This window comes from Achromobacter sp. 1011811831 (assembly GCF_059760905.1).
Genome location: NZ_JCBANG010000028.1, coordinates 1 through 25,534 on the forward strand (window position 1 = coordinate 1; position 25,534 = coordinate 25,534).

Here is a 25,534-nt window from a genome sequence, read left to right on the forward strand (position 1 = left end):
GCCCCGCCAGGGCTCGCCCTGGCGGGGCTATCCGCTACTTCACGCGAACCGACGTCGCGCTGACGCTGGCGCGGGGAGCCACGCCGGGCGTCTTGACTCCGGAGGCGGCCGCCTTTTCCTGTTCCTTCAGGGCCGCCTCGGCGATCTGCTTCACGATGTCCGCGACCCGTGACTTCCGGCTGGGAACCGGTTTCGGCAGCACGGTTTCCGCGCCAGACGGCTTGGCCTCGGCGGATTTGACGGTCGACGCGGACGCATGACCGGCCGGACGCGGGGGGATCGCCGGCGAGGGGCCCGCCGGCTTCATGCGCGGCGTGGCAACAAAACCAGGCGGACGCGGTGGAATCGGCGGCGACATCTTCGAATCGGCGGCGGGCGCGGTCGGACTTTTCGACGCATGGCCGGCCGGACGCGGGGGAATCTTCGGCGAAGGGCCCGCCGGTTTCGCGTGCGCCTTGGAGACAAAGCCGGGCGGACGCGGCGGAATCGGCGGCGGCGTCACGGCGGATTCGGACAGATTCAGCGGGGACAGCTTCGACGGCGCCACGGGCGAGCCGGAATCCGTCTGGGTGAGCTTGACGACGGGCACCTCTTGCGCCTTGCCATCGGCGACGGTGTTGGTCTCGGTGGCGGTGGCGGTGGCGGCGTCGGCCTGACCGGCGCCCCTGGCGCCGCCCGCGTTCATCAGCGTGCGCGCGATATGATCCAGGATCATCATGCTGGCATGGGGCAGCGCGACGCCGCCCGGCTCCGCGTCGGCGTTCCTCATCGCCAGCACCCCATCCAGGATATCCTGCCGGTCCTGATCGGTGACCAGGCCCAGCGTCTTCTCCAGCATCTGCCCCCAGGTCTGCTTCGCGCCCTGTCCCTGCGGCACCGACGCGCCCATGCGGGCCAGCGTCCTTGCCACGCTGGCGACATTCCTGGGCTCGGTCAGGTCCGCGGTGAGCTTGCCGTAGAGATGGCCGCAACGCTTCATCGCGCGCAGTTCCTGCCCCTGCTTGCGAATCTCGGCGCGCTGGGAGGACGAACTGAACACCGCCATCTTGAACGCCTTCAGGCCCGTGCCGAGCCGCCCGAACAGTCCCTCGGGGCGTCGCGCCATGGTGCCTCCGGTCAGCAGGAACTTCAGGTTCCCCAGCGTGCCCATCGACGTCGCGGCGTAGTCCTGCTTGTCATTGCGCGCCACCTGCTTGGCGGCGTTAAGGGTCGATATGATCGTCATTTTCTCGTCTCTGTAGTCGGTTCAGTCGCGCGTCTGAACCGTGTTTTCCGACAGGGGCAGGCCCAGCCCGGCGCCGCGCATCGGACCAAGGCGGCCGTGGCGGTCTTCCGGTGCGCAGCTGTCGTATACGCATTCCCTGAGTGGCCGCGCGGGCGCGGACGGTTCCCGCTGAAGCGTCGTGCGCGACGCGTATTTCCGAAGCGGCGGACGGCCCGCCTTCTCCGCCCTCCCTGTTTCCGCTCAGGCCAGGGCGTCGGATTCGCTGTACGTTTCCTCGCCCTCGTCCTGCAGCGGCGTATCCAGGATGTCGCGCCATTGCGCGGCGGTTTCGGCCATGGCTTCCGTGGCGTTGGCCAGATGGTCCAGGTCCGCCACGGACAGATCGATCTCGCGCGTCAGCAGCAGTTCGCCGCTCTCGTCGTCCAGCGCCAGGGTGCCGCCGGAGATGCCCCCCGCGGCCATGTTGGCTTCCAGCAGGGTGCCGTACAGCGTCAGGCGGATATCGTCGTCCAGCGGATCCTCGCCGATCACCGCATAGAGCTGAAGCACGTTCAGTTCATCGTCGTACTCCATCGTGACTTCCACGTCGTTCTCGAACATGAGCGTCAGGGTTCCGTCTTCGTCCAGGGCCAGCGGCGTTCCGGTACGATCGCCGAGCTGGGAAACAAGGGTATGCACATCCATGGAGCAGCTCCGTAAGAAGGGAAAGGGCTCGTCGGCAAGGTCCGCGCGCCAGGGCGGCGCGAGCCGTTGAGGAAATACCGCCCGCTGTGTAACCCCGGCGGCGCGCCGGTTCCTTCGCCCCGCGCGATGGCATCGGGAACTTTGGCCCGCGTGGCGCGACACAAGGCGCTGAGACTCCGAACAGGCCAGCCGATGATCCACGCCTTCCCCTGCCCGCCCAGGGCCGCGACGCCGCCCGCCGATACGAGCGTGCCCCCCGCGCCGTCGCCCGGCGCCACGCTCGGCCTGGAAATGGAAATGGTCGTCGCGCGCCGCGACTCCGGCCTGAGCCATCCCGTCGCCCGGTACTTCGACACGCTGGCCGGGCTGAAGCGCGGCCGGGACGCAACGGCGCGCCTCGCGGCACAGGGCGGGCGCGACATCGCGGTGCTCGGCGAGCACGGCGTCAGCGGCGTGGACAACGGCTTCAACCTGCTGGAGACCTCCTTCGCGCCGGTCGCGGGCCGTGCCGGCGGCCTGGACCGGCTGGCCCGCCAGGTATGGCGCGAACTGGCCGACGCCCAGGCCGCGCTGGCCGCCGAGGACGCGGTGCTGCTCAACGCGTCGGAGCATCCCGCCTGCACGCTGGATGCCGAGTGGTATCGCCGGGTGCGCGCGCCCCGCCCCATCTACGACGAGCTGGTGGATCATCGCGGCTGGCTGCACCGCGTGGGCATCGACGCCAAGGCGCAGAACAGCCCCTGCACCTCCGTGCCGGCCGCGCTGGCCTGCCGCGCCCTGAACGTGACCCTGGGCCTGGCGCCGGCGGCCATCGCGCTGTTCGCCAACAGCCCGCTGCAGGCCGGCCGCGAAACCGGCCTGAAGGAAAACCGCCTGACCATGTGGGATCGCATGTTCCGCCACGCGCGCTACGCCGGCGATCATTACCTGCAGCAGCTGCCGCCCCAGCCGTTCGAGGACCTGGGGGACCACTTCCGCTGGATGTTCGGCCCCGCCACGGCCAGCCGCGCGCTGCCGGCCGCGCCCTCGCAGGACTACAAGCGCGCCGCGCCGCTTTATCTGCGCGGCGCGCCTTGCCTGGCCCGCTTTCTCGCGGCGCCGCGCTGGTCCGCCCGCGACGGCTCGACCGGCCGGGAATCGTCGCTGGTTCCCGAGGCCGCGCATTTCATCTATTCGCAGTTCGCCCATTTCCTGGACGCGCGCTGGCGCTACCGGCTCGACGCGCCGCTGGACCTGCGCGAGCTGCGCGAGATGTGGGATCGGCCGGGCGGCCTGGAAATCCTGTTCGAGCGCCTGGGCGCGCAGGGCTACATCGAAGGCCGCGCGCCCGGCGCGGTGTTTCCGGACCGCCAGCTGGCCGATGAAGCCGGCGCCGATATCGCGCGCAGCGCGCCGCTGGCGCCCTCGGCGCTGCAGCTGGGCTTGCTGCGCAACCTGGCCCAGGCCGAAGCGCTGATGCGCGACTGGGGCTGGCACCGATTGCGCGCGTTGCGCCAGATCGCCATCCGCGATGCGCTGGCCGACGATGCCGTTCATGCCCTGGCGCGGGACGTGGTCCAGGTCGCCCACGACGGACTGGAACCCGGGGACCGGCCCTGGCTGGCCTATGCGCGCCACTGCGTGGCCACGCGCAGCACCGGCGCCGACCGCATGCTGCGCCTGTGGCGCTGCGGCGGCGACAGCGCCGCCCGCCTCGGCCTGCTGGCCCGCTGGCGCGCCCTGGATATCCCGTCCTGAGCACGGATCGCGGGATCGACCGGACAGCAAGAGCGGCCGGCGCTCAGCGCGTCTCGTAGACCTCGTCCGCCGCCAGCAGCATGTCCACCGTGGGCTCGAAGCCGATGAGACGGGCCGTTTCCAGATTCAGCGCGATCTTGGCGGGGTCCACCCATACCTGGGTCAATTGGCGCGGCCTGGCGCCGTTGAAGATGCGGGCCATGGTCTCCGCATGAAAGCGCCCCACGTAGGAGTAGTCCGCCTGCGCCAGGCTCATCAGCAGGCCGGCGCGCACTTCCTCGGAGCCCAGCATCGAGAAGCTCGGGATCTTCGCGGCGCGCAGGATCTGCCCCAGCTGCGCGGCGGCGGCCGGGGTCAATCCCCGGCTCACGGTGACATACATGGCGTCCACGCGCCCCTCCAGTTCCTGGTAGCAATGCAGGACATTGGCGGTGGCCTCGCGCGCGCTGACGCCGCTGGCGCGCGCGTCGCAGGCGCGCACGGAAAAACCCTTCTCCATCGCGATCTGCCGCACCGCGTCGACCGCCGCATAGCTGCGCCCCGAGGGACTGTCCTCGTAGACCAGGCCCAGCTTGCGAAAGCCCACGATCTCGTGGAACAGCCGCAGCTGCCGCTGGTAGCGCTCCGGCTGGACGCGCGCGTGCATGTTCTCCAGCCCGCTGTCCTGCGCGCTGGCGACGATGCGCGCGCCGACCGCATCGCTGGTGGACGCGACGATGGTGGGCACCGGCGCGCCCAGCGCGGTCATGTCCTGCCCGGCCCAGGTGCCCATGGCGATGACCAGATCGATGTCCTGACCCTGGACCAGACGCACGCCCACCTGCTGCCTGACGGCCGGACGCGAGGCCTCGTCGAAATTGGCCGGCTTCCAATAGGCGTCGCCGACGAACTCGATGGTCTGGCTGCGCGCGTTGCGCGCCAGGAACTGCCAGAGTTCGCGGCCGCCCAGGTTCTGCGGAATCGCCGGCAGGCTGATCCAGCCCAGCTCCTGCAGCCCGGCGGCGATCGCCCGCAGTACGCGCGGGTAGTCGTCGTAGTCGCCGCTTTCGTAGTAGCCGATGCGCCACTTCGCGCCGTTCGCCTTGGCCACCGGCGCGGTCGGGAAGAAAGCGGTCTGGGGCGGCCCCGCCAGGTCGCGCGGCCCATTCTGGGGCCAGGCGGGATGAGGCAGGCAGAGCAGCGCGGCAAGCAGGAAGCGCAGGATCATGTTCGGTCCGGGAATGAGGGCAAGGCCCTCTGAGTCACCCCCGATCCGCCTCGGTTCCCTGGCGCGCCGCCACGCGGACGGAACCCGGATTCGCCAAGCCGTCACTCAATTTCACATTAGCGAACCGACGAGACGGACGACGACGCCATGCCCCACGCCACGCATTTACTCTCCCCTTCCCCGACTGCGCGCGCGGCCCGGCCATGCTGAGGCGCGCGCGACACCTGCTGCGCCGCCTGTGGCGCAAGACTCGCGCCCGCCCCGCGCTGCCGATGACGCTGGGCTGCCTGGCCATGCTGCTGCTGGCGCAGGCGCTGATCGGCGTGCTCAGCCTGTCGGCCCTGAACCGGCAGATCACCGACATGACCGCCGACCGCCTGGAGGTGGCCGCGCGCCAGATCGGCGGACGCGTCGAGAATGGGATGCGCCTGGGCAAGCCGCTGGGCCAGTACTTCGGGCTGGCCCGTCATCTGCACGACAGCGTCCAGGCGACCGCGCACCTGGGCGGCGCGGCCGTCCATCTATTGGGTGGCCGCGAGCTGGCCGCCGAGAAGCGCGCCGTTCCTGGCGTGCCGCAACTGCTGCGCGCCCTGGGCGTGCCCGCCACCGACGTGCTGCCCAAGGGCATGACGCGGCGCGCCGGCGGCGCGCTGACGCTGCGCCTGCCCGGCAGCGTGACGCTGGCGACGCCGCTGCGCGACGCGGCCGGCGTCACGCAAGGCGCCGTGATCCTGTCCACGCAGCGCAATACCGAAGCATCGCGCGCGCTGGTCAAGGACAATCTGCGCATGCTGGTGCTGGTGACGCTTGTCGCCGGCCTGGGCCTGGCCGTGGCCTCCCGCCGCATCTTCGCGCCGCCGGGCCCGGTGCGCGGACGGCGCGGCCGTTTCGCCGCGCCCTTGCTGGCCCTGATGATCGCCCAGGGCGTATATGCCGGATACACCATCCATACCTTTCGCGGCGCCTGGCTGGACGTGACCCGAGGCAATGCCCAGGACCTGGCCGAAGGCCTGCAGCGCGACCTGAACCGCGTGCTGGCCTACGGCGTGGAGACCGGCAGGCTGCGCGGCGTCGAGGCGCCGTTCGACCGGCTGATCGCGACCTTCCCCACCATCGCCAGCGTCGAGCTGGCCGATGCGGACGGCCAGGCGCTGGCGCGCGGCGGCGCGCCGGACGCCAGCGCCTCCGGCCAGCCCGGCGAACTGACCATCACGCTGCCGCTGGGCGCGACCAGCGCGCCGCCCCAGTCGCGCGGCAGCCTGATCATCCAGCTATCCCAGGCGGTGATTGCCTCCAGCGTGCTGGCGCGCGCCCTGGACGCGGCCACGGTGATCGCCGTGGCCATGGTCGCCGCCATCGAAATGCTGCTGCTCCTGTCGCTGCTGGCCGGACGCGGCCCCACGGCCGGCGCCATCACGCAGGACGGCCGTGACGTGGGCCGCGCGACCCGGCCCGTCATGTTCGGCTTCCTGTTTGCCTGGGCGCTGCCGCTGGGATTCCTGCCGCTGTTCGCGCGCTCGCTGCCGGCCGATGGCCTGTCGCTGCCTCCCAACCTCATGATCGCGCTGCCCATCTCCGCCGAGATGGCCTGCGGCCTGGTCGCCGCGCTGTGCGCGGGCCGCCTGAGCGACCTGAAAAGCTGGCGCGTGCCGGTGTTGATCGGCTTGGCGCTGAGCTGCGCGGGCATGTTCGCCTGCCTGGCCGCCGCGACCTTGCCGCAGTTCATCCTGGCTCGCGGCCTGGTCGGCCTGGGATACGGCTTGACCTGGATGGGCTTGCAGGGCCTGGTGGTGTCGCGCAGCCCGGCGGACTGCCGAGGGCGCAACATGACGGGGTTGATCGCCGGGCTGTTCGCGGGGCATCTCTCCGGCGCCGCCGTCGGCGCGATGCTGATGGAGCAGCTGGGTCCGCATGCCGTGTTCGTCGCGGGAGCGGTCGCGCTGCTCCCGCCCCTGGCCGGCGTACTGCTGCTCCTGCGCCCGTACAACGGCGGCGCCCATCCCTCCCCGACGCTGGGGGCCAGCATGATCGCCACGACCGCGCGCGAACACCTGCGCAGGACCGCGAGCCTGCTGGGCAGCCGGGATTTCGCCCTGCTGCTGATCGCCAGCGTGACGCCGTTCGCGATGTCCCAGGTCGGCCTGCTTTCCTACGCGCTGCCGCTGTACCTGGAAGCGGAGGGCGTGGCCGCGTCGAGCATCGGCCGGGTGCTGATGGTGTATGGACTGGGCGTGATCTACCTGGGCCCGCTCATGGGCCAGCTGGTGGACCGTACCCGCGCCAAGAAGCGCTGGATCGTCCTGGGCGGCCTGATCGGCAGCGCCGGCATGCTGGGCCTGTACTTCAACAGCGGCCTGATCGCCGCGACGGTCGCCGTGCTGACGCTGGCCCTGGCCAGCTGCTGCCTGGGCGCGTCCCAGGCGCCCTACATGCTGGCCCTGCCGCAAGTGCAGGGCTACGGCACCGCCGGCGCACTGGGACTGATGCGCGCGTCGGACAAGCTGGGCCAAATGGCCGGCCCGCTGATCGTGGGCGCGGCGACCAGCACCCTGGGGCTGCATGGCGCGCTGGCGCTCTTGGGCGCGATCTATCTCGTGCTCACGGTGCTGTTCCACTGCGGCGCCCGCTGCGGCGCCAGGCGGCGCGGCGAGCAGCCCTCCCCTCAACTTCACAGGAGCCACTCATGAGTCAACAGGCATATACCGAACTGCTGAGCGCTTTCTGCGAGCACGTGCAGGCGGCGAACACCGCCGACATCCTCGAGCACGGCAATCTGCACATCGGCGAAGTCGCCTTCACCCTGATCCATGACGACAGCCTCGGCCGCGACGACATCCTCATCTATTGCGACTTCGGCCCGCTGCCGCAGGACGATCCTGCCGGGGAATACCTGGGCCTGCTGCACACCAATCTGCAGCTCTACAGCGGATCGATCGGCAGCAGCTTCGCGGTCAATCCGGAGTCCGGCAACGTCCTGCTGCTGGCCTATCAACGCCTGGCCGACGCAACGCCGGAACGGCTCGCGTCCCACCTTTGCATCCTGGCCGAGCTGGCGCTGATGTGGCGCCGTGGAGAAACCGTGCTGACGCGACTGGCGGCCTCCAGGCCCGATCCGCTGATGGATCCGCGCATGCACTCCTGATCCGCAACCGTCATGGGAGGTACATCATGGTCAGCATTACTGGTGGAATCAACTGGGTAAAGCAACAGGCACGAGACCCTCACAGATATGCAGTGCGCGCCAAGGAGGTCATAGGCGCGGCCTGTTCTGGCGCGGTCTTCGGCGCCGTGAGCAAGGCGGTCAAGGACTACGTCGGCTCACCGCAGGCCCAGCGCGACGCGCTGAGCCACGCGGTGTACTCCACGGCGGCCATCGGCGGGGCCGCGGCCCTCATCATCGGCGGCATGGCGGGCTACCGGATCGTGGAAAAGTATGCCGGCGCGGAAACCACCGGAAAATGGAAGGCCGCGGGCGCGGCCGGCGGGGCGCTGCTGTTTGGCGCCGGCTCCGCGCTTGCCGCGATGCCATTCCTCAAGCTCTCGGCCGCTTCGGCGGAGCAGCTGGCCCAGCGGCTGGCGCCGTATCTGTCGAACGTGGCGGGCGCGGTGTCATCGAAAGTCGTGCAGTCCTTCATCGCCAATCTGCACAGTCGCGAGGCCACGCAATGGCAGCCGGCAGGCAACCGGCAGCAGATCACGGCGGACGTCATGCAGATCGTCCGCTGCCTTTGCGACAGCCTGCCCAGGATGTCGCTGCTGTCCATTCCCGCGCTGACGGCGAGCTATGCGGCCGCCATCGGCTCGCACACGGGCCTGGGCGCCGCGGGCAGCCTGCTCGGCAATGCCTATGACTGGGCGCGCGGCACGGACCGTTATCAGAACCTCACCCACGACCGTGGCTATGCCCATGACAACCGCCACGTCGTGCCCGAACCCTGCGCACAGCTGGGCATGAAGGTTGCCCTGGGCCTGGCCGTCGCCTGGGCCGCGTCCAGCATCGCCCCTGGAATCATCGATGCGACGAACGCATCGACCGAAATGAAGCTGGTGACCTTCGCCCTGGCGGGCTGCGCCGTCAATGCGCTGTTCGCCGACCCCGCGAGACAGCTGATCCGAGTCCCCGCCGGAGATGGAGCGCCGCCGCAGAACCTGGCCGTGGAGCCGCCCCCCCAGCAGAACGCGGGACAGGTGGCGTCGCAGGGAAATCCGCGGCAGAACGATCAGCAACCACCGCAGGAAGCCCTTGCCGACGACCGGATCGGAGGCCGCGACGGCGACCCGCCAGTGGGTCCCGAGAACGAAATCGAAATGGAAGAACTCGCCAATATCCAGTAGCGGCCCCACCCGATCAACGGGCAGGGACGAGGACGGAACGGCGCGATGCCCGGGCGCCATTGCACAACGCAGGCGACTCAAGGAACATGCACGATGACGATAGGAAGACTCCCCAAGATTGATCCCGGCGCCACGCCACCGCAAGACCGCAAGCCCGCCCCGCCCGCCGGCAACGCGGGCTTCAAGACGGCCCCGCCCGGCAAGGACCGGGTGCCGCACAAGCCGCCGCAACCCTCGACTGGCGTGTCGCCCAAGTCAAGCGGTGCGCCACCCAAGCCGACGGTGTCGGAGCCCAAGCCGGCCGGCAAGCCTGCGCCTCCCCAGGCACCATTGGACGCGCCGCAAGGCGGCGCCCAGGGATCCGCCAGGACATTCTGGCAACAGCTGGAACGCGTCGCCACGGGATCCTCGAAACCGGCGCTGCAGACGACGGCAAGCGGAAACAGCATGGCCAGCGGCTGGAACCCGTCCGCGCCGCCCGCCGCCCCGCACAAGCAGCCCCCCGCTCAGAAACCGGTCGTCGGCGAGCCGATTCAGCGACCCGACAAGGACGAGCTGCGCCGGTTCGCGGAGAGCTCATCCAAATGGCGCATAGGCCAGAACACGGTGAAGCTGAGCGCAAACCGCGTCACGATGGTGACGGCCGATCACGTCAAGTTGTTCCCGCCCGGCACGCAGCACGTCTTTTTCGACGGCGTCCGCATCACGCAGGAAGCGATGCAGGCGCTGAGCGAGACGCACAACCTGCACATCAAGAGCCTGACCCTGGAGCATATCCGCGACTTCGTTCCAGGCGGCGGCGCCTTTCCGCTGCCCGAGTCGTTGGAGGATCTTTATCTGGAAGGACCGATGCCCGGGCTGCGGCAACTGCTGACCTCGGCGGGACGGCTGCCAGGCTTGAAGATGCTCACTGCGTCCAACACCGGCATCGACGACGCGGACATCGGCGTTCTGGCGGTGTCCGCCAGCCTGGAACAAATCATCCTGCGCAAAGGCCATGTGACCGCCAAGGGCGTCCATGCCCTGCTCAGCCTGCCCGCGCTGGAAGTCCTGTATCTGCCGGACCAGGAGATCGGCGCGAACGGAAGCCCTCAGCTTTCCGTATCAAAAGTCCCCCCATACACGAAACTGAGCAAGCTTGACCTCAGCGGCAACCCCCAGCTGTCCAACGCGAGCATCCCGGCTTTGTATCGGCTTGCGCTGACCGAGGCGAACATCAATCGCACCGGCATCACGCACCTTCCCGCGGACAGCAATAACCGCTGGAAGAACATGGACTGGCTCTGCGTGGGGCGTGGCCGCCTGACTCGCACGAAGGGAGACCTCTTGAGCACGATGCAGGAGGACGAGCAGCCAGGCTGGTGGAAAAGCCCCCGCTCGTGATGCCGGGCATGGCCTCGGACGGTCATGCCAACGACTTCCAGTGCCCGCCGCCAACCCAACCTCAAGAGGCCATCATGGGCATCGCCCTCAACGCCTTTCTCTCCGTGCCATCGCAACACGCCCGCCTTGTCCTGATAGACAACGCCAAGGGCGACCCGGCCATCGCCGGCGCCCGCCAGCCCGGGCTGTTCGTCAGGCTGCTCAGCTGCGTGCCGCTATTGAAGAATTTTCCAGCGCCCAGGCGCTATCGAATGGAAAACGCCCGCGCGACCGGCTTGTTCCTGCATGCCCTGTCCTGCGAATACGGCGCCCAGGCCACATCGGGCATGCTGCGGCGCGTGAGGATAAGCCTGGATGGCGCGCTGACGCCCAGGGTGATCTCGCGAGCCAGGAACGATCTCGAACGGAACCGGCAAAGCCAGCCTCCTGGCGGCGCTCGGGACCAGGCGCCCTCCGGCTCCCGCGCCACGCCATCCATCCTCCCGCATGCCTCCAGGCCACGGCCCATGAAGCCCCCTGCCGCGCAGACCGGCACGGAGCCGCCCTCGCCCCCGCTGCCCGGCCTGCCGAACCTGGGCAACACCTGCTACGCCAACGCCGCGCTGAAGTTCGTGCTGAGCGCGTACGGCCCGCGGGCGGTACAGCGTCCCCCCGACTCGCCACGGCTGCCGGCCAGCGCAACCGCGTCGCATCGGGCCATCGCGGACTTCATGGGCGCGCTGACGACCCGAGCCGATGCGCTGGAGCCGGATCTGCGCCAGCTGTTTTCCGTATTGCAGGACGCTCCCGAATTCGCGCTGTTCCGCAACGCGTCGCCCTATCGGCAACACGACGCGGCGGACTTCGCGGAAGGGCTGATCGCGGCAATGGACCTGGACAACCAGCCCTCGCACCGGCTGCGGCTCTGCAGGATTCCCGGCGCCGGCCTGCCGACCGAGCCTTACGGCCTGCCAACCAGCCTGGTCAATGTCAGGCTGGAACGCCATGACGGCGGCCTTGATCTGCAATCGATCCTGAACAAGTCCCTGAGCGACATGCCGGCGCACTCAGGGGAATCCGGTCCGTACTGCGCGCACGGCCTGGCGGCGCGCAACATCAACGAGTTGCAGGGATTGAACCTGCGCATCGGATTTCCCGTGGGCGCGGCCGACCTGGCCGCCACGCGCATCCGCTATGAAGGCACGGTCAGCCTGCGCATCATGGATCTGGAGGTGGAGCAGGAATACCTGGTCACGCTGGAGCCCGTCGCCGTGGTGATGCACGATGGCGTGGCGGATGCGGACCCTCTCGACGATGAGGCGAACGTCGGCCACTACTGGATGTACCGCAAGACGGCCGCCGGCTGGGAGCGCCACGACGATAGCGCCGTCCGCCCGGTGCGGGAAGTGCCGTCCGGCGAACGGCCGGTGTTGATCGGCTTTCGCGTCGTGGAGCGGAGCTGGCTGGAACCCATCGCCATCTGAGCCGGCGACGGGAATCCAGGGAAGCGCCCGTTCCTTGCGCGAGAACGCGGGAACGAGCGGGATCAGTCCGTCGCTCGCGGCATCCCGCTAGCGCCTTCCAGCAGGCCCATGATCAGTTCGGCGTCCTCTGCCGATTGCTGCGCCAGGCCGGCATTGAGCAACTGGCGGGCAGCTGTGGCGGCATCGGGCGGCAGCGGCGCGCCCAGCGTGTGCGCGTAATGGCCGGCGCTGCCCAGCACCTTGCCAGCGACGGCCACCATCATCGACCGAGCCGCCTGCATGTTGCCGGCGTAGCTCTGCGGAAAGCCCTGCAACCGCAGGTCGCGCGCGCATGAGGCCAGTTCCTGGCCGATGCGCGCCTCGTAGCAGGCCCGCAGCGCATCGCGCATGAAGTCACGTAGCGGCTGCCCCTGCTCGCCGGTAAGAACGTGATCCCCGGTCGCCACGGCAAACTTCTGCTGGCCGCAGCGCAGCCGTGTGACCAGTTCCAGCTTGTCCAGCTCCTGTGGGGTCAGGGCCTTGAAGCCGGTCATCGCCGCGCGCGTCACCTCCGGCCCATGGCTGGCCGGGTAGCGCCCGGATTGATAGCGCCAGGACAGGTTTTCCACCAGGTCCACAAGACGCACATCAGGCGTACCCAGCGTCAGGCCGGGCAAGCCCAGGTCCGGCGCATCATAGGCCAAGCCCGAGGGGGAGCGCAGGGCCTGGTCGAGATAGGGGTTGTCGCCCGTGGAACGCGCATCATCCGCCGTGACGCAAGCCATGCTTGCCTGGACCTTGCGGGCCAGCAGCAGGAAGGAGAACGCCTCGGCATGGCCATGGCCCATGTTCCAGGTGATGGTCGACAGCAGCGTCTGGGCCTTGGCGCGTAACGCAGGCGGCAGCGCGCTCAACACCTTTTCGGCCACGTCAGGATGCCGTTTCAGATGGCACAGCCTGGACTCGATGAAGGAATCGGAATCCGGCATGTGAAAGTCACGGTACCGGTCCATCGCCTTGTCTATCGCGGCATCCAGCGTCTGCGCGAACGCCAGGCGTTCCGCCTGCGGCCCTCCGACAGCCCGGCGCAGTCCCTGGACCACGGCGTCCAGGTTGTCGCCGTCGGCGGCCGGCTGCTCCAGGGCGGCATACAGCTGCTCCATCGCCTCGCGCTGGCTTGCCACGGGATCGATCGGCGCCTGCGCCGCCGGCGCCTCCCGGGTCACGGTGGCCGCCGCTGCCGGGCGCCGGGCCGTCTCGCCTGCCTGCGTCCTGGCGTCCGGGGAAAAGCATGCCTTGATGGCGGCCCACAGTCCGGCCAGGCCGGAATGGAAGCGGCTGGCATATGACCGGCCGGCGTGCGATGGCGGCACGACCGCGACCAGGCCCGAGATCCGTTCCTGGGCCGGCCGCGCGGTCGGCAGGACGGGCTTGCCGGCGGCCAGCGGGCCTCCATGCGGTTTGATGCTGTCGCGGTTGATCGTCATCCGGGTCTCCCTGTGCGTGCGTGGATCCGCGTCGGCCGACGCGATGCGCGGACGGGCAGGCGCCGTGGATCAGGAAGGCGCGCGCCCTGCCGGCGGTCCAGCTACCGGCGTCCCGCGCAGGGATTGAGTGTGCGGCGCGGCCAGGACGGTTCCCGGCGGCCAGGCCGCTAGTGTGCTGCCCCGCAGATACGCCCGCACGAAATCCACCCCTAGCCGGCGGGATGCTGCCGCGCCTGCGCTTCGTCGGCGTCCTGCCCGTCCTCGTGCAGGACGCGCCCGCCCTTCACGGGCAGCGCCTCGAGCAGCTTTTCCAGCGCCAGGGCGCGCTCGAAGTACCAGCCTTGCACCTTGGAAACGCCGTGCGCGGCCACCTCGTTGACGTGTTCCTCGGTTTCCGCGCCTTCCGCGATCACTTCGATCTCCAGGGACTTGGCCAGCTCGATGATCTGCATCGCCACCGTGCGCTTGGCGCCTCTTTCGGAGAGCCCTTGCGTGAAGACCTTGTCGAGCTTCAGGTAATCCACCGGAAACGCCCCCAGGTAGGCCAGGCTGGAATAGCCCGTGCCGAAGTCGTCGATCGCGACCTTCACCCCCAGCGCGCGGATGCCGTCTATGGTTTCCCTGGCGTTCTCCTCGAGCAACCCCCGCTCGGTCAGCTCGATGATGATCCATGACGGCGGCAGGCCGGTCTCCTGCAGCAGCCTTTCGGCCAGCGCCCGGCCCGATCCCGACTTGACCTCGTTGGCGGAGATGTTCAACGAGACGTAGAAGCCCCGCACATGCGATTCGATGATCGGCAGGTCCTCGGCCACCAGATCGAACACCAGCGCCGCGATCTCCTCGGACAGGCCGCAACGCTCAGCCGCCGGTATGAAGATGTCCGGCCCCATCGGCTCGGCGCCATAGGGGCGCTTCCATCGCAGCAGCGCCTCCGCGCCTATCCATTGCTTGGTCCGGATATCGACGATGGGCTGGTAGACCAGATAGAACTCCCGGTCCCGTATCGCCCGGCGCAGCAGCTGGGGCATGTCGCGGGCCCATCGCTTGCGCCACAGGATCACGCCGCACAGCATCACGCCGGCGATCCCGCCGGCCGCGGCGACCGCCCATCGCGTGCCCGCGAAGTCGTGCAGATACGCCTCGGGAGGAATGGCCACCACCGCCACATGCTGGAACCGCGAGGACGGCAGGATCGCCAGCACCGTGCCCGACAGCTCCCCGACCACGGCCTGTCTGGTCGCCGCGCTCTGCAGCCATTCCGGCTTCACATAGCCGATGCCGAAAAAGCGGTTGGTTTCGCCGGGATAGAACAAGCCGATGGTCGCGGACGGCTCGAGCAGCGTCATCGCGTTCACGTAGTCGCCGCGATTCAGGAATATCGTGTAGCCGTTGAAGGAGAGCGCGATGTACCGCAATTCCGGCGCGGCCGGCAGCGCCACGTCCGGCCATACGCGCATGCCCTGCAGGGACACGAAGTCCGGCGGACCGAGGTCCAGGCCGTCCAGCGTGCGTCCCAATGAAGAACAGACGATGCGCGTTCCGTCGGCATAGGCGATGGCGCGCAGCACCGGGGACTGCAAGACCCGCTTGCCCATCTCAGACTGCGCATACGCGGCGCAGGGCAGCTTTCCACTCAACGCGCGCAGCGATTGGCTCAGGTCCTGCAGCTGCGAAGACACGAGGTCCGCGCGCGCCAGCACCGCGGCCGAGAGCGTCCTGGCCTGCGTCTTGGCCCGCTCGATGGCGAATTGCGTGGATAGTTCAAGCCCAAAGTAAATCGGCACCGTTGCAGCGAAGACAAGTCCGATAACAAAAACCAGCGTTGTTACAAACTTCCCCATAGACCACACACCCCGATTTAGTGTTTGACTATGACCGCAAGCTTTCAGATCATTATCGAAGAAATTAAACCATGTAGCCAGAATCCGGATTACTGCTACGCACCATGCCCGCCACGATGACTGAACCCCGTCTGCAGGAAAAAGGCCATGGCGGCAATCGATGATGAGCATGGCTCGCCTCGAAAGCTGCCCTCCATCCGACGCGCCCTGCTCTGGCTGGGCATAGCCTGTACCGTGCCGACCATCCTGGTGGCCTCGGCGGCCGCCTACGAGGACTACCTGCTGCGCAAGGACCGCGTCTATGAGACCGCCGTCAGCATGGCGCGCACGCTGGTCGCCGAACTGGAGCGCGAGCTGCGCGGCATCGAATCCGGCCTGCGGATACTGGCAACGTCCGAGGAACTGCAGCAGGGCAAGCTGGGCGCCTTCCATCGCCGGCTGCAGGATGCGCTGCAATTGCAGAATGTCGATGGTTACGTGCTGGTGGACAGCCAGGACATGCTGGTGGCCAACAGCAGCGCGCCGTATCCCAGCCCCCCGATCAGGAGCGTCCTGCCGGACTCGGTCCGGCAACAGGCCCGGTCGCCGCAGGGCGTCGTCACGAACCTGTTCAACACCGCCCTGCGCGGCGAGCAGACCATCGCCATCGGAATTCCGGTGACCCTGCAAGGCCAGGTCCAGTACAGCCTGTTCGCCGAGATCAGGCCGCAGCGCATCAGCCAGATCCTGCGCAGGCAGGCCTTGCCGACGGGATGGGTCGCGGCCGCGCTGGACAAGGAGGCGCTGATCGTGGGCCGCACGCGCGAAGAAGCGCGGTATATCGGCCAGCATGCCGTGCCGACGCTGGCCGACGCGGTGCGCAGCCAGCAGGACGGCACGCTGCACAGCAAGACCAAGGAGGGGGTGCCGGTACTGACGGCTTTCAGCCATAGCCGGGACAGGATGTGGGCCGTGGCCATCGGCGCGCCCATCGCGTCGCTGCAGGCCGACCTGTGGCGCTCCATGATCTGGGTCCTGGCGGTCAGCCTGGCGATCATCGCCATGGGCATCTGGGCAGCCTATCGGCTGGCCCTGCGGATCCGGACGTCCATCACCGCGCTGATCGAACCCGCCATCGCCCTGGGCCGAGGCGATACCCTGCCCGTCCCGCCCACCCGCTATCGCGAAACCGCCCTGCTGGGCAGCGCATTGCGCCATGCCGGCCAGATGCTGTCCGATACGCAAAGGCTCGCCTACCATGATCCGCTGACCTCGCTGTGCAACCGCGTGCTCTTCACGGAACTGGCGTCGCACGCGCTGGCGGCGGCGGCGCGCACCTCGCGTTCCGTCGCCATCCTGGCGATCGACCTGGACCGCTTCAAGATCGTCAACGATACCTATGGCCACGGCACCGGCGACCGGATCCTGAAGATCGCGGCCGAGCGCATGAGCGGCGCGCTGCGCGGCTCGGACGTACTGTCGCGCTTCGGCGGAGACGAATTCGTGGTGCTGCTGGACGCCGGCGGCCAGGATGCCGCCGAACAGGTCGCCAGGAACCTGAACGCGGCGCTTGCCGCCCCCTACCCCGGCGTGCTCGTGGACCTGAGCGGATCCATCGGCATCGCGGTCTTTCCGGACGATGGCGACACCTTGAGCCGGCTGCTGCAGGAAGCGGACAAGGCGCTGTACCGGGCCAAGGCCGCCGGCCGCAACCGCTACGCGACAGCCACGCGACCGCATCGGGCGGCGGCGTCGGGCGCCGGCGATACGGGCGAGTGACGCGCAGGCGGCGCGGCTTGAAAAGCCCGTCGCAAGCACCTATCATGGCGCATCTGATCCGGCGCGCCGCCGGCCCTGATGCTCCCCGGTCCTTGCGGCCACCCCTGCCAAGCGCACTCCGTCATTCCGCGCCACCGTCCCGGTGACGCGCCGCCTCCCTGGCGGCATTGATCCCTCCACGCGTCCCCCCTTCCCCACACGTGTGTTTACACGAGGAAAGGCATGCCCCATTCCAAAACGATTGCTCTTGCGGGCAACAACGGCCCGTTGTTGTCCATGCTTTCCATGTCGGTGTTCTTCGTCGGCGCGAGCGAGTTCATGCTCTCGGCGATGCTGGACCCGCTCGGTCGCGCCTTCGGCGTCGATTCCGGCCAGATCACCTGGCTGGTCTCCAGCTATGCCCTTGCGTATGCGCTCGCCGCGCCCGTCTTCGGACATCTGTCAGACCGCATCGGAGGGCGTCGACTCCTGCTGATCGCCCTGTTCCTGTTCGCGTTGGACGGCTTGGGCATCGCGCTCGCGCCCACCTTTGAAATAGCGGTGGCGCTGCGGATTCTTGGCGGCCTGGCCTCGGCCGTCATCATTCCCAACGCCTTCGCGTTGGTCTCCGAACGCTTGCCGCGCCAGCGTCATGCGGCGGCGATGGGCGTCGTCATGCTCGGCATGACGGCGGGCATCGCGACCGGCCCGGCCATCGCCGGTGTTCTCACCGGCTGGATAGGCTGGCGCGCGCCTTTCTTGCTGGTCTCGGCGGGCTGCCTCGCCGCCTTTCTCGTCGGCCGCATGGCCATGCCCGGCGGTCGCGTCCCAACGGCGGCGACGGTTCCGGCCGCGCGGCGCCCGCTGCGATGGCTGCGCAAGCCGGGCATCGCGCGCCCCCTGCTCGCCAAGGGACTGTGGAACGGGACGGGTGTCGCCGCCTTTCTGCTGTCGGGAGAAGTCCTGCGCCTGCGCTATGCCCTGGACGTGGCCCAGGTCGGACTGAGCACGGCCGCATTCGGCATCGGACTCGCCGTGGGCAATCTTTCCGCCGGCGCGCTGCGACGCCTGGGTTCCGGCGAGGAACGCGCGCTGGTCATCACCAATGTGCTGCTCTTCGCATCGGTCGCCGCGTTCTACCTGCCGCCCTTGCCCTTGTGGGGCGCGCTCGCCTGTCTGGCCGCGTGGGGAGCATCCCTGGGGGCAGGCGCCCCGTTGGCCACCACGGTGCTGGCCAACCGCTCGGACCGCGACAAGGGCGCGGCGCTGGCGGCGGCGGAAACCTTGAACAACCTGTCCATTTTGTCGTTCCTCCCGCTGGCGGCGACACTGCTCGCGCAAGGGAAGCCCACTCTGGCCGCGACCGTCTTCCTGGCGGGCCTGGGCCTGGGCGCTGTCCTGACAGTCCATGATGCCGTGAGGGCGAATCGACGATCCTCCCTGGCCGGCGCCGAAGAAAACTGATCCCGAGCCACGGTGCCAGCGCGCTTGTTCAAGCAGATTCAGCTCCGCGCGTGCAAACAAAAAGGCTTAGCTCAGAATATGAGCTAAGCCTTTGATTTAATTGGTCGGGGCGGCGGGATTCGAACTCGCGACCCTCTGCTCCCAAAGCAGATGCGCTACCAGGCTGCGCTACGCCCCGAAGGGAGGGAACTATACCAGATACTGCGCCCGTTCCGGCGTCCGCCGGGCAGGCCCCGGCCTGTGCACGGCTGGCGGCACGGCGGCGCGCGCGGCGCATTGCCCCGTCTTATTGAAAGCTCTTTCCCTGAACAGGCATTTATCCGCTGCGGCAATCGGCGCAAAGTGAAGCCTCGATGTCAGGAGCCTTACGGAAGCCGTACTGCCTCCCGCTCCTGGCCCATGATTGAGGATCCTGCCATGAAGATGAATCTAGCCACTGCCATTGCGTCGATCACCATTGCTCTCGTGGGCGTCCAGGCCCATGCGGCTCCTGCGGGCGCGAGCGCGCCCAGCCAGGGCTACGACAACGCGATCGCCCGGCCGGAGTCGCGGGCGGAAGTCGAGGCCGACCTGGCGCTCTGGAAGCGGGCCGGACTGGACAAGCTGGAACAAGGTGAAAGCGGCCCGGACATTTACAGCGCGGAATACCGCGAGGCCTACGCGAACTACCTGCGCATGCGTCGCGGCCCCGAGTACGCGGCCGAAGTCGCTCATCAGGCCCAGGGAGAATAGTGTCCGCGCGAGCGCCCCGGTTCGGCGACTTCGGGGCGTTCGGATAGCGGCATTCGGATGGCGGCCCCGCGCCGCCATCCAGCGCCAGGTCAGGCGGCTACAGATTGCCCGTGGCCTTGCCGATCCGCCAGTACACGCCGCCCCCCGTCATGCCGCCATCGACCGGCAGGTCCGCGCCCGTGATGAACGAGGCATCCGGTCCCAGCAGGAACATGACGGCCGCCGCGATCTCGTCGGGATCCGCGCCGCGCGACAGCGGCGTGGCGTCGCGGTTGCCTTCATAGAAGAGCCGGGCCCGGCCGGCATCGTGCACGGCATTGGGTTGCATGATCATCGGCGTTTCCACCAGCCCCGGGCACACGGTGTTCACGCGTATGCCCCGTCCCGCCAGCTCCAGCGCGGCGGCGCGCGTCAGCCCGCGCAAGCCCCACTTGCTGGCCGTATAGGCCGCGCTGAAGTAGCCGGTCAGGCCGGCGGTGGACGAGGTATTGACGATGGATGCGCCGGCCGGCATCAAGCCGGCGAGCGCGTGGATCGCCAGGAACGGCCCGTCCAGGTTGATGTCCAGCAAACGCCGCCATTCGGCATGCGAGGTCTCCGTCACGGTCTTGCGCAGGGTCACGCCCGCGTTGTTGACCAGGCCGTACAGCGGCGCGCCCTCGCGCTCGATTTCAACGGCCAGCGCCCGCCAGCCGGCTTCGCTGGCCACGTCCGCCACCCGTGCCCGCAGACGCCCGGCGTCCGCGCCCGCCTCGGCGCGCAGCGCGTGCCACGTCGCGTCGTCTTCCGGCAGCACATCCAGCGCATGGACGATGGCCCCCGCCCGCAGCAGGCGCAGGGCCGCGGCCGCGCCCTGCCCCCGCGCCGCGCCGGTCACCACGGCGGCCTTGCCGCTCCAATAGGATTGCGTCGTCATGGCGCGCCCCTCAGGTCTTGGACACGCCGCCATCGACCAGCAGCACATGGCCGGTCACATAGGCGGAGGCTTGCGAAGCCAGATAGAGCACGGCGTCCGCGATCTCGGCGGGCTGGCCCAGCCGCCGCACGGGCAGGCGGCCGATGTATTCGGCGTGGGTGGCCGCGTCGGCATGCATCCAGCTGCTCATGGGCGTTTCGATGAAGCCCGGCGCGATGGCGTTGACGCGCAGGCCCATGGGACTCCATTCCAGCGCCAGGCATTGCGTCAGATGCGCCACGGCCGCCTTGGCGCTGGCATAGTCCGCGCAGTTCGGGCGCGGCTTCACGCCGGCATAGCTGGACAGGTTGATGATGGCGCCGCTGCGCTGCGCCACCATGTGCCGCGCGGCCGCCTGCGCGCCGAAGAACGTGCCCTTCAGATTGATGTCCTGCGTGCGTTGCCAGGCGGCCTCGTCCAGATCCAGCGCGGGCATGCGATCCATGTAGCCCGCGTTGTTGACCCAGATGTCCAGCGCGCCATACTCGGCCGCGACCGCGTCCGCCAGCGCCCGGATTGCGGCGGGGCGGGTCACGTCCAGTTCGCGGCAATCCGCGTCCACGCCCGCCATCGCCGCGAGGTCGCGATCGGTGGCGACCACGCGCGCGCCCTGCTCGCTCAACGCCGCGACCACCGCGCGTCCGATGCCGCCGCCCGCGCCGGTAACCACCGCGACTTTGCCTGCCAGGTCCAGATAATTTACGTTGCTCATAGAAATGGATGTAGAAGTTGGAATTCAGTTGAAGGCCGCACGCTTGGCGACGGATTCGCGCGTAGGCTCGCCCGGCAGGCGGATGGCGTTCAGGTCCACACCGGCGGTTTCCTTGATCAGGAAGCCGCCCGCGAAGGCCATCAGTCCCAGCGCGCCCACGTAGGCCGTGTAGACCCAGCCCAGTCCCTGCGCGCCCAGCCAGGTGTTGATGTACGGCGCCGTGCCGCCGAAGATGGCGACCGACAGCGACGAGATGAAGCCCACGCCCATGGCGCGCGCGCCGGTGGGCACCTGTTCGGCCACCACCGCCGGAAAGATGGCCGCCAACAGTGCCCAGACCAGCAGGCCGATCAGCTGCGCCACGAACAGAGTCCACGGCTGATTCGTGACCAGATGCGATACCGGGAACACCGCCAGCGCGACGCCCAGCCCGAACGCCATCACCATCGGCTTGCGGCCGTAGCGGTCGGCCAGCCAGCCACACACCGGCAGCCACAGCAGGCAAATCAGCTGCGCGATCAGGCTGGCGGTATAGGCGCCCGACGGATCCATGCCCTTGGTCGCGATGGCGGTGGCCGGCGCGAAGGTCACCCAGGTGTAGTAGGTGGCGTTGGAGGCCGCGGCGATCATGATGATGTTACGCGCGATCAGCAAGGCCTGGCGCCGCGATACCTTCACGCCGCCCGCCGCTTCCGCGCGATGCTCGAACACATCGCTTTCGCTGGCGCTGCGCCGCAGGAACAGCGCATAGACGCCCAGCAGCGCGCCCACCGCGAAACCGACGCGCCAGCCCCAGGCCTGCATCGCGTCCTTGCCCAGCCAGGACGTCAGCAGTGCGGCCAGGCCGGTCGCCGCCATCACGCCGACGGTCACGCTGACGAAGACGGAGCTGGACCACAGGCCGCGCCGCTTGGCCGGCGCGATTTCAGCGACGTAGGTATAGGCCACGCCGGACTCGCCGCCGTGCGCCAGGCCCTGCATCAGCCGGCACAGGAACAGCAGGACCGACGCCCACACCCCCGCCTGTCCGTAGGTCGGCAACACCGCGATGGCCAGGCTGGTCAGGGCCAGCAGGCACATCGTCAGGACCAGCGTGAACTTGCGTCCATAGCGGTCGCCGATGCGGCCGAACAGCCAGCCGCCGACCGGCCGCGCCAGGAAGCCGCCGGCGAACACCGCCAGCGTGGCCAGCAGCGCCGAAGTGGGATCGGACGGGTCGAACAGGTTCATGGCCAGATAGGCCGAGAACGTGCCGTACAGCGTCCAGTCGAACCACTCCAGGGCGTTGCCCACGGCCGCCGCGCGCAGCGAAGCCAGGCGGCGCCGGCGGTCTTGTGTCTCCATTGTTATTGTCGTCATTGTCTTGTCCTTGAGGGGTCAGCGCAGGTGCTGGGCGAACCAGTCGGCGGCCGCGCGGCGGGTGCGTTCGAAGTGTTCCGTGTAGACGGAGTAATGGCCGCCCGGCAGCAGCAGAAGCTGCTTGGGCTGGTGGGCCGTGTTGAAGGCTTCCTGCTGCAGATCGGCGGGCGTCAGGCCGTCGCCGGTCGCGACGATCATCAACAGGGGCGTGGGCGCGATGCGGCGGATGTACGCGGCGGGCTCATAGGCGCGGGCCAGCTCCAGCGACCGCAGCGTGACCTCGTTGACCCAGGCGGGGCAACGCTTCGCTTCGCCGGTCATGTACGCATGGGAGTCGGGCCCCGGATACGCCACCGGCGCCTCGGGATCGGCATCGACCATGCGCAGCGTGGCGGGCGGCAGGCCCGCATCGCGCGCTTCGCGGTCGGCCTCGAACGCCGCCTGCAGGGCCTGCGCCTTGTCATAGCGCACGCGGCGCTGCGCCGCCAGGAAGCCGCTGGTGGTGGGCACCTGGCTCACCACGCACTTGACCCGCTTGTCGATCGCGGCCACGGTCAGGGCATGACCGCCGCTGTAGCTGCTGCCCCAGATGCCGATGCGCTCACGGTCCACCTCGGGGCGGCGGCGCAGGTAGGAAATGGCGGCGCGGAAATCCTGGATCTGCCGCTGCGGATCGATTTCCTGGCGCGGCTGGCCCTCGCTGCGGCCCAGGTTGCGGAAGTCGAAGGTCAGCGCCGCCAGACCCTGCTCGACGATGGCGGCCGCGTAGTCCTCCAGATCGCCGCCCGCCACCATCGACCAGCCGTGCGCCAGCGCCACGGCCCCGACAGGGCCGCGGGCTTGCGCCGGCAGGTAGAGCGTGCCGCGCACGCGGTCCCCTTCCACCACGAATTCAATCGGCTCTTCCGATTTTTCCGGATCCGGCCGCGCCGTGCGCGATTCGGTCATTCCCCTCTCCTTGGCGTTATTGAGATTGCGATAAATGCAGATGCAAGGGCCGAATTCTGCCCATGCCGCCAGAGGGGAACAAGCGGTATTATTCACCCAATCAATCGTATTTTCCGATTGATTGAATCACTGAATCCGCCCGCCCCGGAAAGGAACGCCGCCATGGATCTGCGCCAATTCGATTGTTTCCTAGCCGTCGCCGAAACCCTGCACTTCGGCCGGGCGGCCGAGGCGCTGCACATGAGCCAGTCTTCGGTATCGGAAGCCATCAAGGCGCTGGAGCGGACGCTGGGCGGCCCGCTGTTCGAACGCAGCAGCCGCCGGGTGGCCCTGACGCCGCTGGGCGAAACGCTGCGAAGGGGCGCCGGCCCCGCCGTCATCCTGCTCAAGAGCGCCATCGACGATTGCAGGCGCCAGGCTTCGGGCAAGCCGCGCCATCTGCGCATCGGCTTCCTGGGCGGCGGTTTCTATGAGCTGTATCGGCCGCTGGTGTCCGAATTCAAGGCGGCCCACTCCAGCGTCGAGCTGGAGTTCGTGGAGCTGACCTATGTCACTCACTATGCCGCCGTGGCCGATGGCTCGGTCGACGTGGCGTTCTGCCGGCTGCCGCTGGGCGCGGACGGGCTGTGCCACGGTCCGATCGTGCTGCGCGACCAGCGCATGCTGTGCGTGCCGCACGACCATCCGTTCACCGCGTCCACGCTGCTGGATCCGGAGGTGCTGGGCGACGAGCGCCTGGTCCGCATGGTGCCCGGCTCGGTGAACCAGGAATGGCAGGACTATCACTTTCCCCGCCACACGCCCAAGGGACGCCCGATCGGCGACGGGCCGGTGATACGCACGATCCGCGAGGGCATCGCCGCGGTCAACACGCGCGAGGGCCTGCTGATGCTGACCAAGCGCGCGGCCAGCTACTACGCCACGCCCGAGATCGCCTTCGTGGAGATCGATCTGCCGGCGATGCCGTCGGCCCTGGTGCGCCGGGTCGACGACCATCGGCCGATCATCCAGGAACTGGACGCCCTGCTGCTGCGCATCGCCGAGCGCCACGGCGTCGCCGCCTGACGCCCGACGGCGCGTTCAGTCCACCTTGACGCCCGCGTCGCGCACCACGTCGCGCCACAGGGCGATCTCCTTGACGATCTGCTCCTGGAACGCCGCCGGGCTGCCGGGCGCCGCTTCCTCGCCGGTGGTCTTGAGCCGTTCGGCCATGTCCGGCTGCACCACGGCGGCATTGATGGCCGCGTTGAGCCTGGCCTGGATGGCCGGCGGCACGCCCTTGGGCGCGATGATGCCGTACCAGACCGTCACGTCGAAAGGCACGCCGGCCTCGCGCACGGTCGGCACGTCCGGCGCGGACGACACGCGCTCGGGCAAGGTCACCGCCAGCACTTTCAGGCGCCCGTCCTTGCGATAGGGCAGCGTCGATCCCGCCGTGGTCAGCATGGCCTGGACCTGTCCCGACACGGTATCGGTCAGCGCCGGCGCCGAGCCCTTGTACGGCACGTGCGTCATCGAAATGCCGGCCGCCTTCAGGAAGGCCTCCATCGCCAGATGCGAGATGCCGCCGGTGCCCGACGAGGCATAGGCCAGCTGGCCCGGCTTCTTTTTGGCCAAGTCGATCAGGCCGGCCAGGTTGTCGGCCGGCACGCCCGGATGCACCGACACGAAGAACGGCGCGCGCGCGATCATGCCGATCGGCGTCATGTCGCCCACGGGATCGAACGGCAGGCTGTACAGGCTGGGATTGACGGAGTAGCTGTTGGAAATCAGCGTCAGCGTATAGCCGTCCGGCTCGGCCCGCAGGCCCTGCTCCACGCCCAGCTTGCCGCCGGCGCCTGGGCGGTTCTCCACCACCACCGGCTGCTTCAAGCCATCGGACAGCAACTGCCCGAGCAACCGCGCGATGCCGTCGTTGCCGCCGCCGGCCGCGAAGGGCACGATCAGCTTGATGGGCTTGGATGGGAACTCGTCGGCGTGCGCGGCCGGCAGCGGGCCGGCCAGCGCAGCGGCGACGAATGCGGCGGGCAGCAGTTTTTTCGCCAGCGCGCCGCACGCGGCCTGGATCCTGGATTGCATGGTCATGCCTGTCTCTTCCTTCGTTATGTCGCGCCTTGTGATGCGCGCGTATCTGTCGTGGGTGTCGCCGCGCGGCGGGAGATGCGCTTGCGGAAACCCTGCTGCGGATTCCACGCTTAACTTGCAACCCGTTGTAATACCGACGGCGTTGCGCAGTATGCCCCAATTGGCGCCGGGCCTCGCGGGAAGCGAAGCAGGGAACCCGGG

The 25,534-nt window shown here is 68.8% G+C and carries 20 protein-coding genes and 1 tRNA gene; 10 read left to right on the plus strand and 11 right to left on the minus strand.

Annotated features, from left to right (window positions below; genetic code table 11):
- Positions 1 to 34 precede the first annotated feature (34 nt).
- Positions 35 to 1,225, minus strand: a complete 1,191-nt coding sequence (locus AC6LJ9_RS13040) for a hypothetical protein (protein WP_498147878.1) — start codon at positions 1,223 to 1,225, stop codon at positions 35 to 37.
- Positions 1,226 to 1,465: 240 nt separating this feature from the next.
- A complete protein-coding gene (locus AC6LJ9_RS13045) occupies positions 1,466 to 1,909 on the minus strand; it encodes a type III secretion system chaperone (RefSeq protein WP_498147879.1) in 444 nt (147 codons plus the stop codon).
- A gap of 249 nt (positions 1,910 to 2,158) precedes the next feature.
- Here AC6LJ9_RS13045 and AC6LJ9_RS13050 point away from each other — a divergent pair, with 249 nt between their 5' ends.
- Positions 2,159 to 3,646, plus strand: a complete 1,488-nt coding sequence (locus AC6LJ9_RS13050; RefSeq protein WP_498147915.1) for a glutamate-cysteine ligase family protein — start codon at positions 2,159 to 2,161, stop codon at positions 3,644 to 3,646.
- A 43-nt stretch (positions 3,647 to 3,689) separates the two neighbouring features.
- Here the strand turns inward: AC6LJ9_RS13050 and AC6LJ9_RS13055 are convergent, their stop codons facing one another.
- Complete coding sequence (locus AC6LJ9_RS13055; protein WP_498147880.1) at positions 3,690 to 4,853, minus strand: ABC transporter substrate-binding protein; 1,164 nt, start codon at positions 4,851 to 4,853, stop codon at positions 3,690 to 3,692.
- Positions 4,854 to 5,056: 203 nt separating this feature from the next.
- Here AC6LJ9_RS13055 and AC6LJ9_RS13060 point away from each other — a divergent pair, with 203 nt between their 5' ends.
- The 5 genes from AC6LJ9_RS13060 to AC6LJ9_RS13080 all read left to right on the plus strand — a co-directional run bounded on the left by AC6LJ9_RS13060 (position 5,057) and on the right by AC6LJ9_RS13080 (position 12,034).
- Entirely contained in the window at positions 5,057 to 7,540 is a 2,484-nt protein-coding gene (locus tag AC6LJ9_RS13060; RefSeq protein ID WP_498147881.1) for an MFS transporter, read from the plus strand.
- A complete protein-coding gene (locus AC6LJ9_RS13065; RefSeq protein WP_498147882.1) occupies positions 7,537 to 7,995 on the plus strand; it encodes a CesT family type III secretion system chaperone in 459 nt (152 codons plus the stop codon). The genes AC6LJ9_RS13060 and AC6LJ9_RS13065 overlap by 4 nt, the downstream gene beginning before the upstream one ends.
- Positions 7,996 to 8,021: 26 nt before the next feature.
- Positions 8,022 to 9,188 (plus strand): hypothetical protein, encoded by a 1,167-nt coding sequence (locus AC6LJ9_RS13070; protein ID WP_498147883.1) that lies wholly within the window; start codon positions 8,022 to 8,024, stop codon positions 9,186 to 9,188.
- 93 nt (positions 9,189 to 9,281) lie between these two features.
- A complete protein-coding gene (locus AC6LJ9_RS13075; RefSeq protein ID WP_498147884.1) occupies positions 9,282 to 10,571 on the plus strand; it encodes a leucine-rich repeat domain-containing protein in 1,290 nt (429 codons plus the stop codon).
- Positions 10,572 to 10,645: 74 nt separating this feature from the next.
- On the plus strand, positions 10,646 to 12,034 hold the full coding sequence (locus tag AC6LJ9_RS13080; RefSeq protein WP_498147885.1) for a hypothetical protein: 1,389 nt from the start codon (positions 10,646 to 10,648) through the stop codon (positions 12,032 to 12,034).
- A gap of 62 nt (positions 12,035 to 12,096) precedes the next feature.
- Here the strand turns inward: AC6LJ9_RS13080 and AC6LJ9_RS13085 are convergent, their stop codons facing one another.
- Together AC6LJ9_RS13085 and AC6LJ9_RS13090 are read right to left on the minus strand one after the other, a co-directional pair.
- On the minus strand, positions 12,097 to 13,500 hold the full coding sequence (locus AC6LJ9_RS13085) for a hypothetical protein (protein ID WP_498147886.1): 1,404 nt from the start codon (positions 13,498 to 13,500) through the stop codon (positions 12,097 to 12,099).
- 209 nt (positions 13,501 to 13,709) lie between these two features.
- A complete protein-coding gene (locus AC6LJ9_RS13090) occupies positions 13,710 to 15,284 on the minus strand; it encodes an EAL domain-containing protein (protein WP_498147887.1) in 1,575 nt (524 codons plus the stop codon).
- A 204-nt stretch (positions 15,285 to 15,488) separates the two neighbouring features.
- Between AC6LJ9_RS13090 and AC6LJ9_RS13095 the strand changes: the two genes are divergently transcribed.
- Together AC6LJ9_RS13095 and AC6LJ9_RS13100 are read left to right on the plus strand one after the other, a co-directional pair.
- A complete protein-coding gene (locus AC6LJ9_RS13095) occupies positions 15,489 to 17,099 on the plus strand; it encodes a diguanylate cyclase (RefSeq protein ID WP_498147888.1) in 1,611 nt (536 codons plus the stop codon).
- Between the two features lie 222 nt (positions 17,100 to 17,321).
- Complete coding sequence (locus tag AC6LJ9_RS13100; protein WP_498147889.1) at positions 17,322 to 18,542, plus strand: MFS transporter; 1,221 nt, start codon at positions 17,322 to 17,324, stop codon at positions 18,540 to 18,542.
- A 101-nt stretch (positions 18,543 to 18,643) separates the two neighbouring features.
- Here the strand turns inward: AC6LJ9_RS13100 and AC6LJ9_RS13105 are convergent.
- Positions 18,644 to 18,720 (minus strand) — tRNA-Pro (locus tag AC6LJ9_RS13105).
- A 239-nt stretch (positions 18,721 to 18,959) separates the two neighbouring features.
- Here AC6LJ9_RS13105 and AC6LJ9_RS13110 point away from each other — a divergent pair.
- Entirely contained in the window at positions 18,960 to 19,274 is a 315-nt protein-coding gene (locus AC6LJ9_RS13110; RefSeq protein WP_212314044.1) for a DUF4148 domain-containing protein, read from the plus strand.
- A gap of 97 nt (positions 19,275 to 19,371) precedes the next feature.
- On the opposite strand, the gene AC6LJ9_RS13115 is transcribed toward AC6LJ9_RS13110, so the two are convergent.
- From AC6LJ9_RS13115 to AC6LJ9_RS13130, 4 genes are read right to left on the minus strand one after another with little or no spacing between them, the layout of a single operon-like run.
- Positions 19,372 to 20,190 (minus strand): SDR family NAD(P)-dependent oxidoreductase, encoded by an 819-nt coding sequence (locus AC6LJ9_RS13115; protein ID WP_498147890.1) that lies wholly within the window; start codon positions 20,188 to 20,190, stop codon positions 19,372 to 19,374.
- A gap of 10 nt (positions 20,191 to 20,200) precedes the next feature.
- Entirely contained in the window at positions 20,201 to 20,941 is a 741-nt protein-coding gene (locus tag AC6LJ9_RS13120) for an SDR family NAD(P)-dependent oxidoreductase (RefSeq protein WP_498147891.1), read from the minus strand.
- A gap of 24 nt (positions 20,942 to 20,965) precedes the next feature.
- On the minus strand, positions 20,966 to 22,300 hold the full coding sequence (locus AC6LJ9_RS13125; protein ID WP_498147892.1) for an MFS transporter: 1,335 nt from the start codon (positions 22,298 to 22,300) through the stop codon (positions 20,966 to 20,968).
- An 18-nt stretch (positions 22,301 to 22,318) separates the two neighbouring features.
- The gene (locus tag AC6LJ9_RS13130) at positions 22,319 to 23,248 is read right to left on the minus strand and encodes an alpha/beta hydrolase (protein ID WP_498147893.1); all 930 of its coding nucleotides are present in this window, start codon (positions 23,246 to 23,248) and stop codon (positions 22,319 to 22,321) included.
- A 162-nt stretch (positions 23,249 to 23,410) separates the two neighbouring features.
- Between AC6LJ9_RS13130 and AC6LJ9_RS13135 the strand changes: the two genes are divergently transcribed.
- Positions 23,411 to 24,313 carry a LysR family transcriptional regulator gene (locus AC6LJ9_RS13135; protein ID WP_498147894.1) on the plus strand — a complete coding sequence of 301 codons (903 nt, stop codon included), beginning with the start codon at positions 23,411 to 23,413 and terminating at the stop codon, positions 24,311 to 24,313.
- Between the two features lie 15 nt (positions 24,314 to 24,328).
- Here AC6LJ9_RS13135 and AC6LJ9_RS13140 read toward each other — a convergent pair whose 3' ends face one another.
- Positions 24,329 to 25,333 carry a tripartite tricarboxylate transporter substrate binding protein gene (locus AC6LJ9_RS13140; protein ID WP_498147895.1) on the minus strand — a complete coding sequence of 335 codons (1,005 nt, stop codon included), beginning with the start codon at positions 25,331 to 25,333 and terminating at the stop codon, positions 24,329 to 24,331.
- Positions 25,334 to 25,534: the final 201 nt, after the last annotated feature.

Bases quoted from the DNA above. Each gene is read 5' to 3' on its own strand.
- AC6LJ9_RS13125 (WP_498147892.1), bottom strand. From the start codon at position 22,300: ATGACGACAATAACAATGGAGACACAAGACCGCCGGCGCCGCCTGGCT.
- AC6LJ9_RS13055 (WP_498147880.1), bottom strand. From the start codon at position 4,853: ATGATCCTGCGCTTCCTGCTTGCCGCGCTGCTCTGCCTGCCTCATCCC.
- AC6LJ9_RS13075 (WP_498147884.1), top strand. From the start codon at position 9,282: ATGACGATAGGAAGACTCCCCAAGATTGATCCCGGCGCCACGCCACCG.
- AC6LJ9_RS13120 (WP_498147891.1), bottom strand. From the start codon at position 20,941: ATGAGCAACGTAAATTATCTGGACCTGGCAGGCAAAGTCGCGGTGGTT.
- AC6LJ9_RS13085 (WP_498147886.1), bottom strand. From the start codon at position 13,500: ATGACGATCAACCGCGACAGCATCAAACCGCATGGAGGCCCGCTGGCC.
- AC6LJ9_RS13070 (WP_498147883.1), top strand. From the start codon at position 8,022: ATGGTCAGCATTACTGGTGGAATCAACTGGGTAAAGCAACAGGCACGA.
- AC6LJ9_RS13135 (WP_498147894.1), top strand. From the start codon at position 23,411: ATGGATCTGCGCCAATTCGATTGTTTCCTAGCCGTCGCCGAAACCCTG.
- AC6LJ9_RS13040 (WP_498147878.1), bottom strand. From the start codon at position 1,225: ATGACGATCATATCGACCCTTAACGCCGCCAAGCAGGTGGCGCGCAAT.
- AC6LJ9_RS13095 (WP_498147888.1), top strand. From the start codon at position 15,489: ATGGCGGCAATCGATGATGAGCATGGCTCGCCTCGAAAGCTGCCCTCC.
- AC6LJ9_RS13045 (WP_498147879.1), bottom strand. From the start codon at position 1,909: ATGGATGTGCATACCCTTGTTTCCCAGCTCGGCGATCGTACCGGAACG.
- AC6LJ9_RS13100 (WP_498147889.1), top strand. From the start codon at position 17,322: ATGCCCCATTCCAAAACGATTGCTCTTGCGGGCAACAACGGCCCGTTG.
- AC6LJ9_RS13140 (WP_498147895.1), bottom strand. From the start codon at position 25,333: ATGACCATGCAATCCAGGATCCAGGCCGCGTGCGGCGCGCTGGCGAAA.
- AC6LJ9_RS13060 (WP_498147881.1), top strand. From the start codon at position 5,057: ATGCTGAGGCGCGCGCGACACCTGCTGCGCCGCCTGTGGCGCAAGACT.
- AC6LJ9_RS13065 (WP_498147882.1), top strand. From the start codon at position 7,537: ATGAGTCAACAGGCATATACCGAACTGCTGAGCGCTTTCTGCGAGCAC.
- AC6LJ9_RS13080 (WP_498147885.1), top strand. From the start codon at position 10,646: ATGGGCATCGCCCTCAACGCCTTTCTCTCCGTGCCATCGCAACACGCC.
- AC6LJ9_RS13110 (WP_212314044.1), top strand. From the start codon at position 18,960: ATGAAGATGAATCTAGCCACTGCCATTGCGTCGATCACCATTGCTCTC.
- AC6LJ9_RS13130 (WP_498147893.1), bottom strand. From the start codon at position 23,248: ATGACCGAATCGCGCACGGCGCGGCCGGATCCGGAAAAATCGGAAGAG.
- AC6LJ9_RS13115 (WP_498147890.1), bottom strand. From the start codon at position 20,190: ATGACGACGCAATCCTATTGGAGCGGCAAGGCCGCCGTGGTGACCGGC.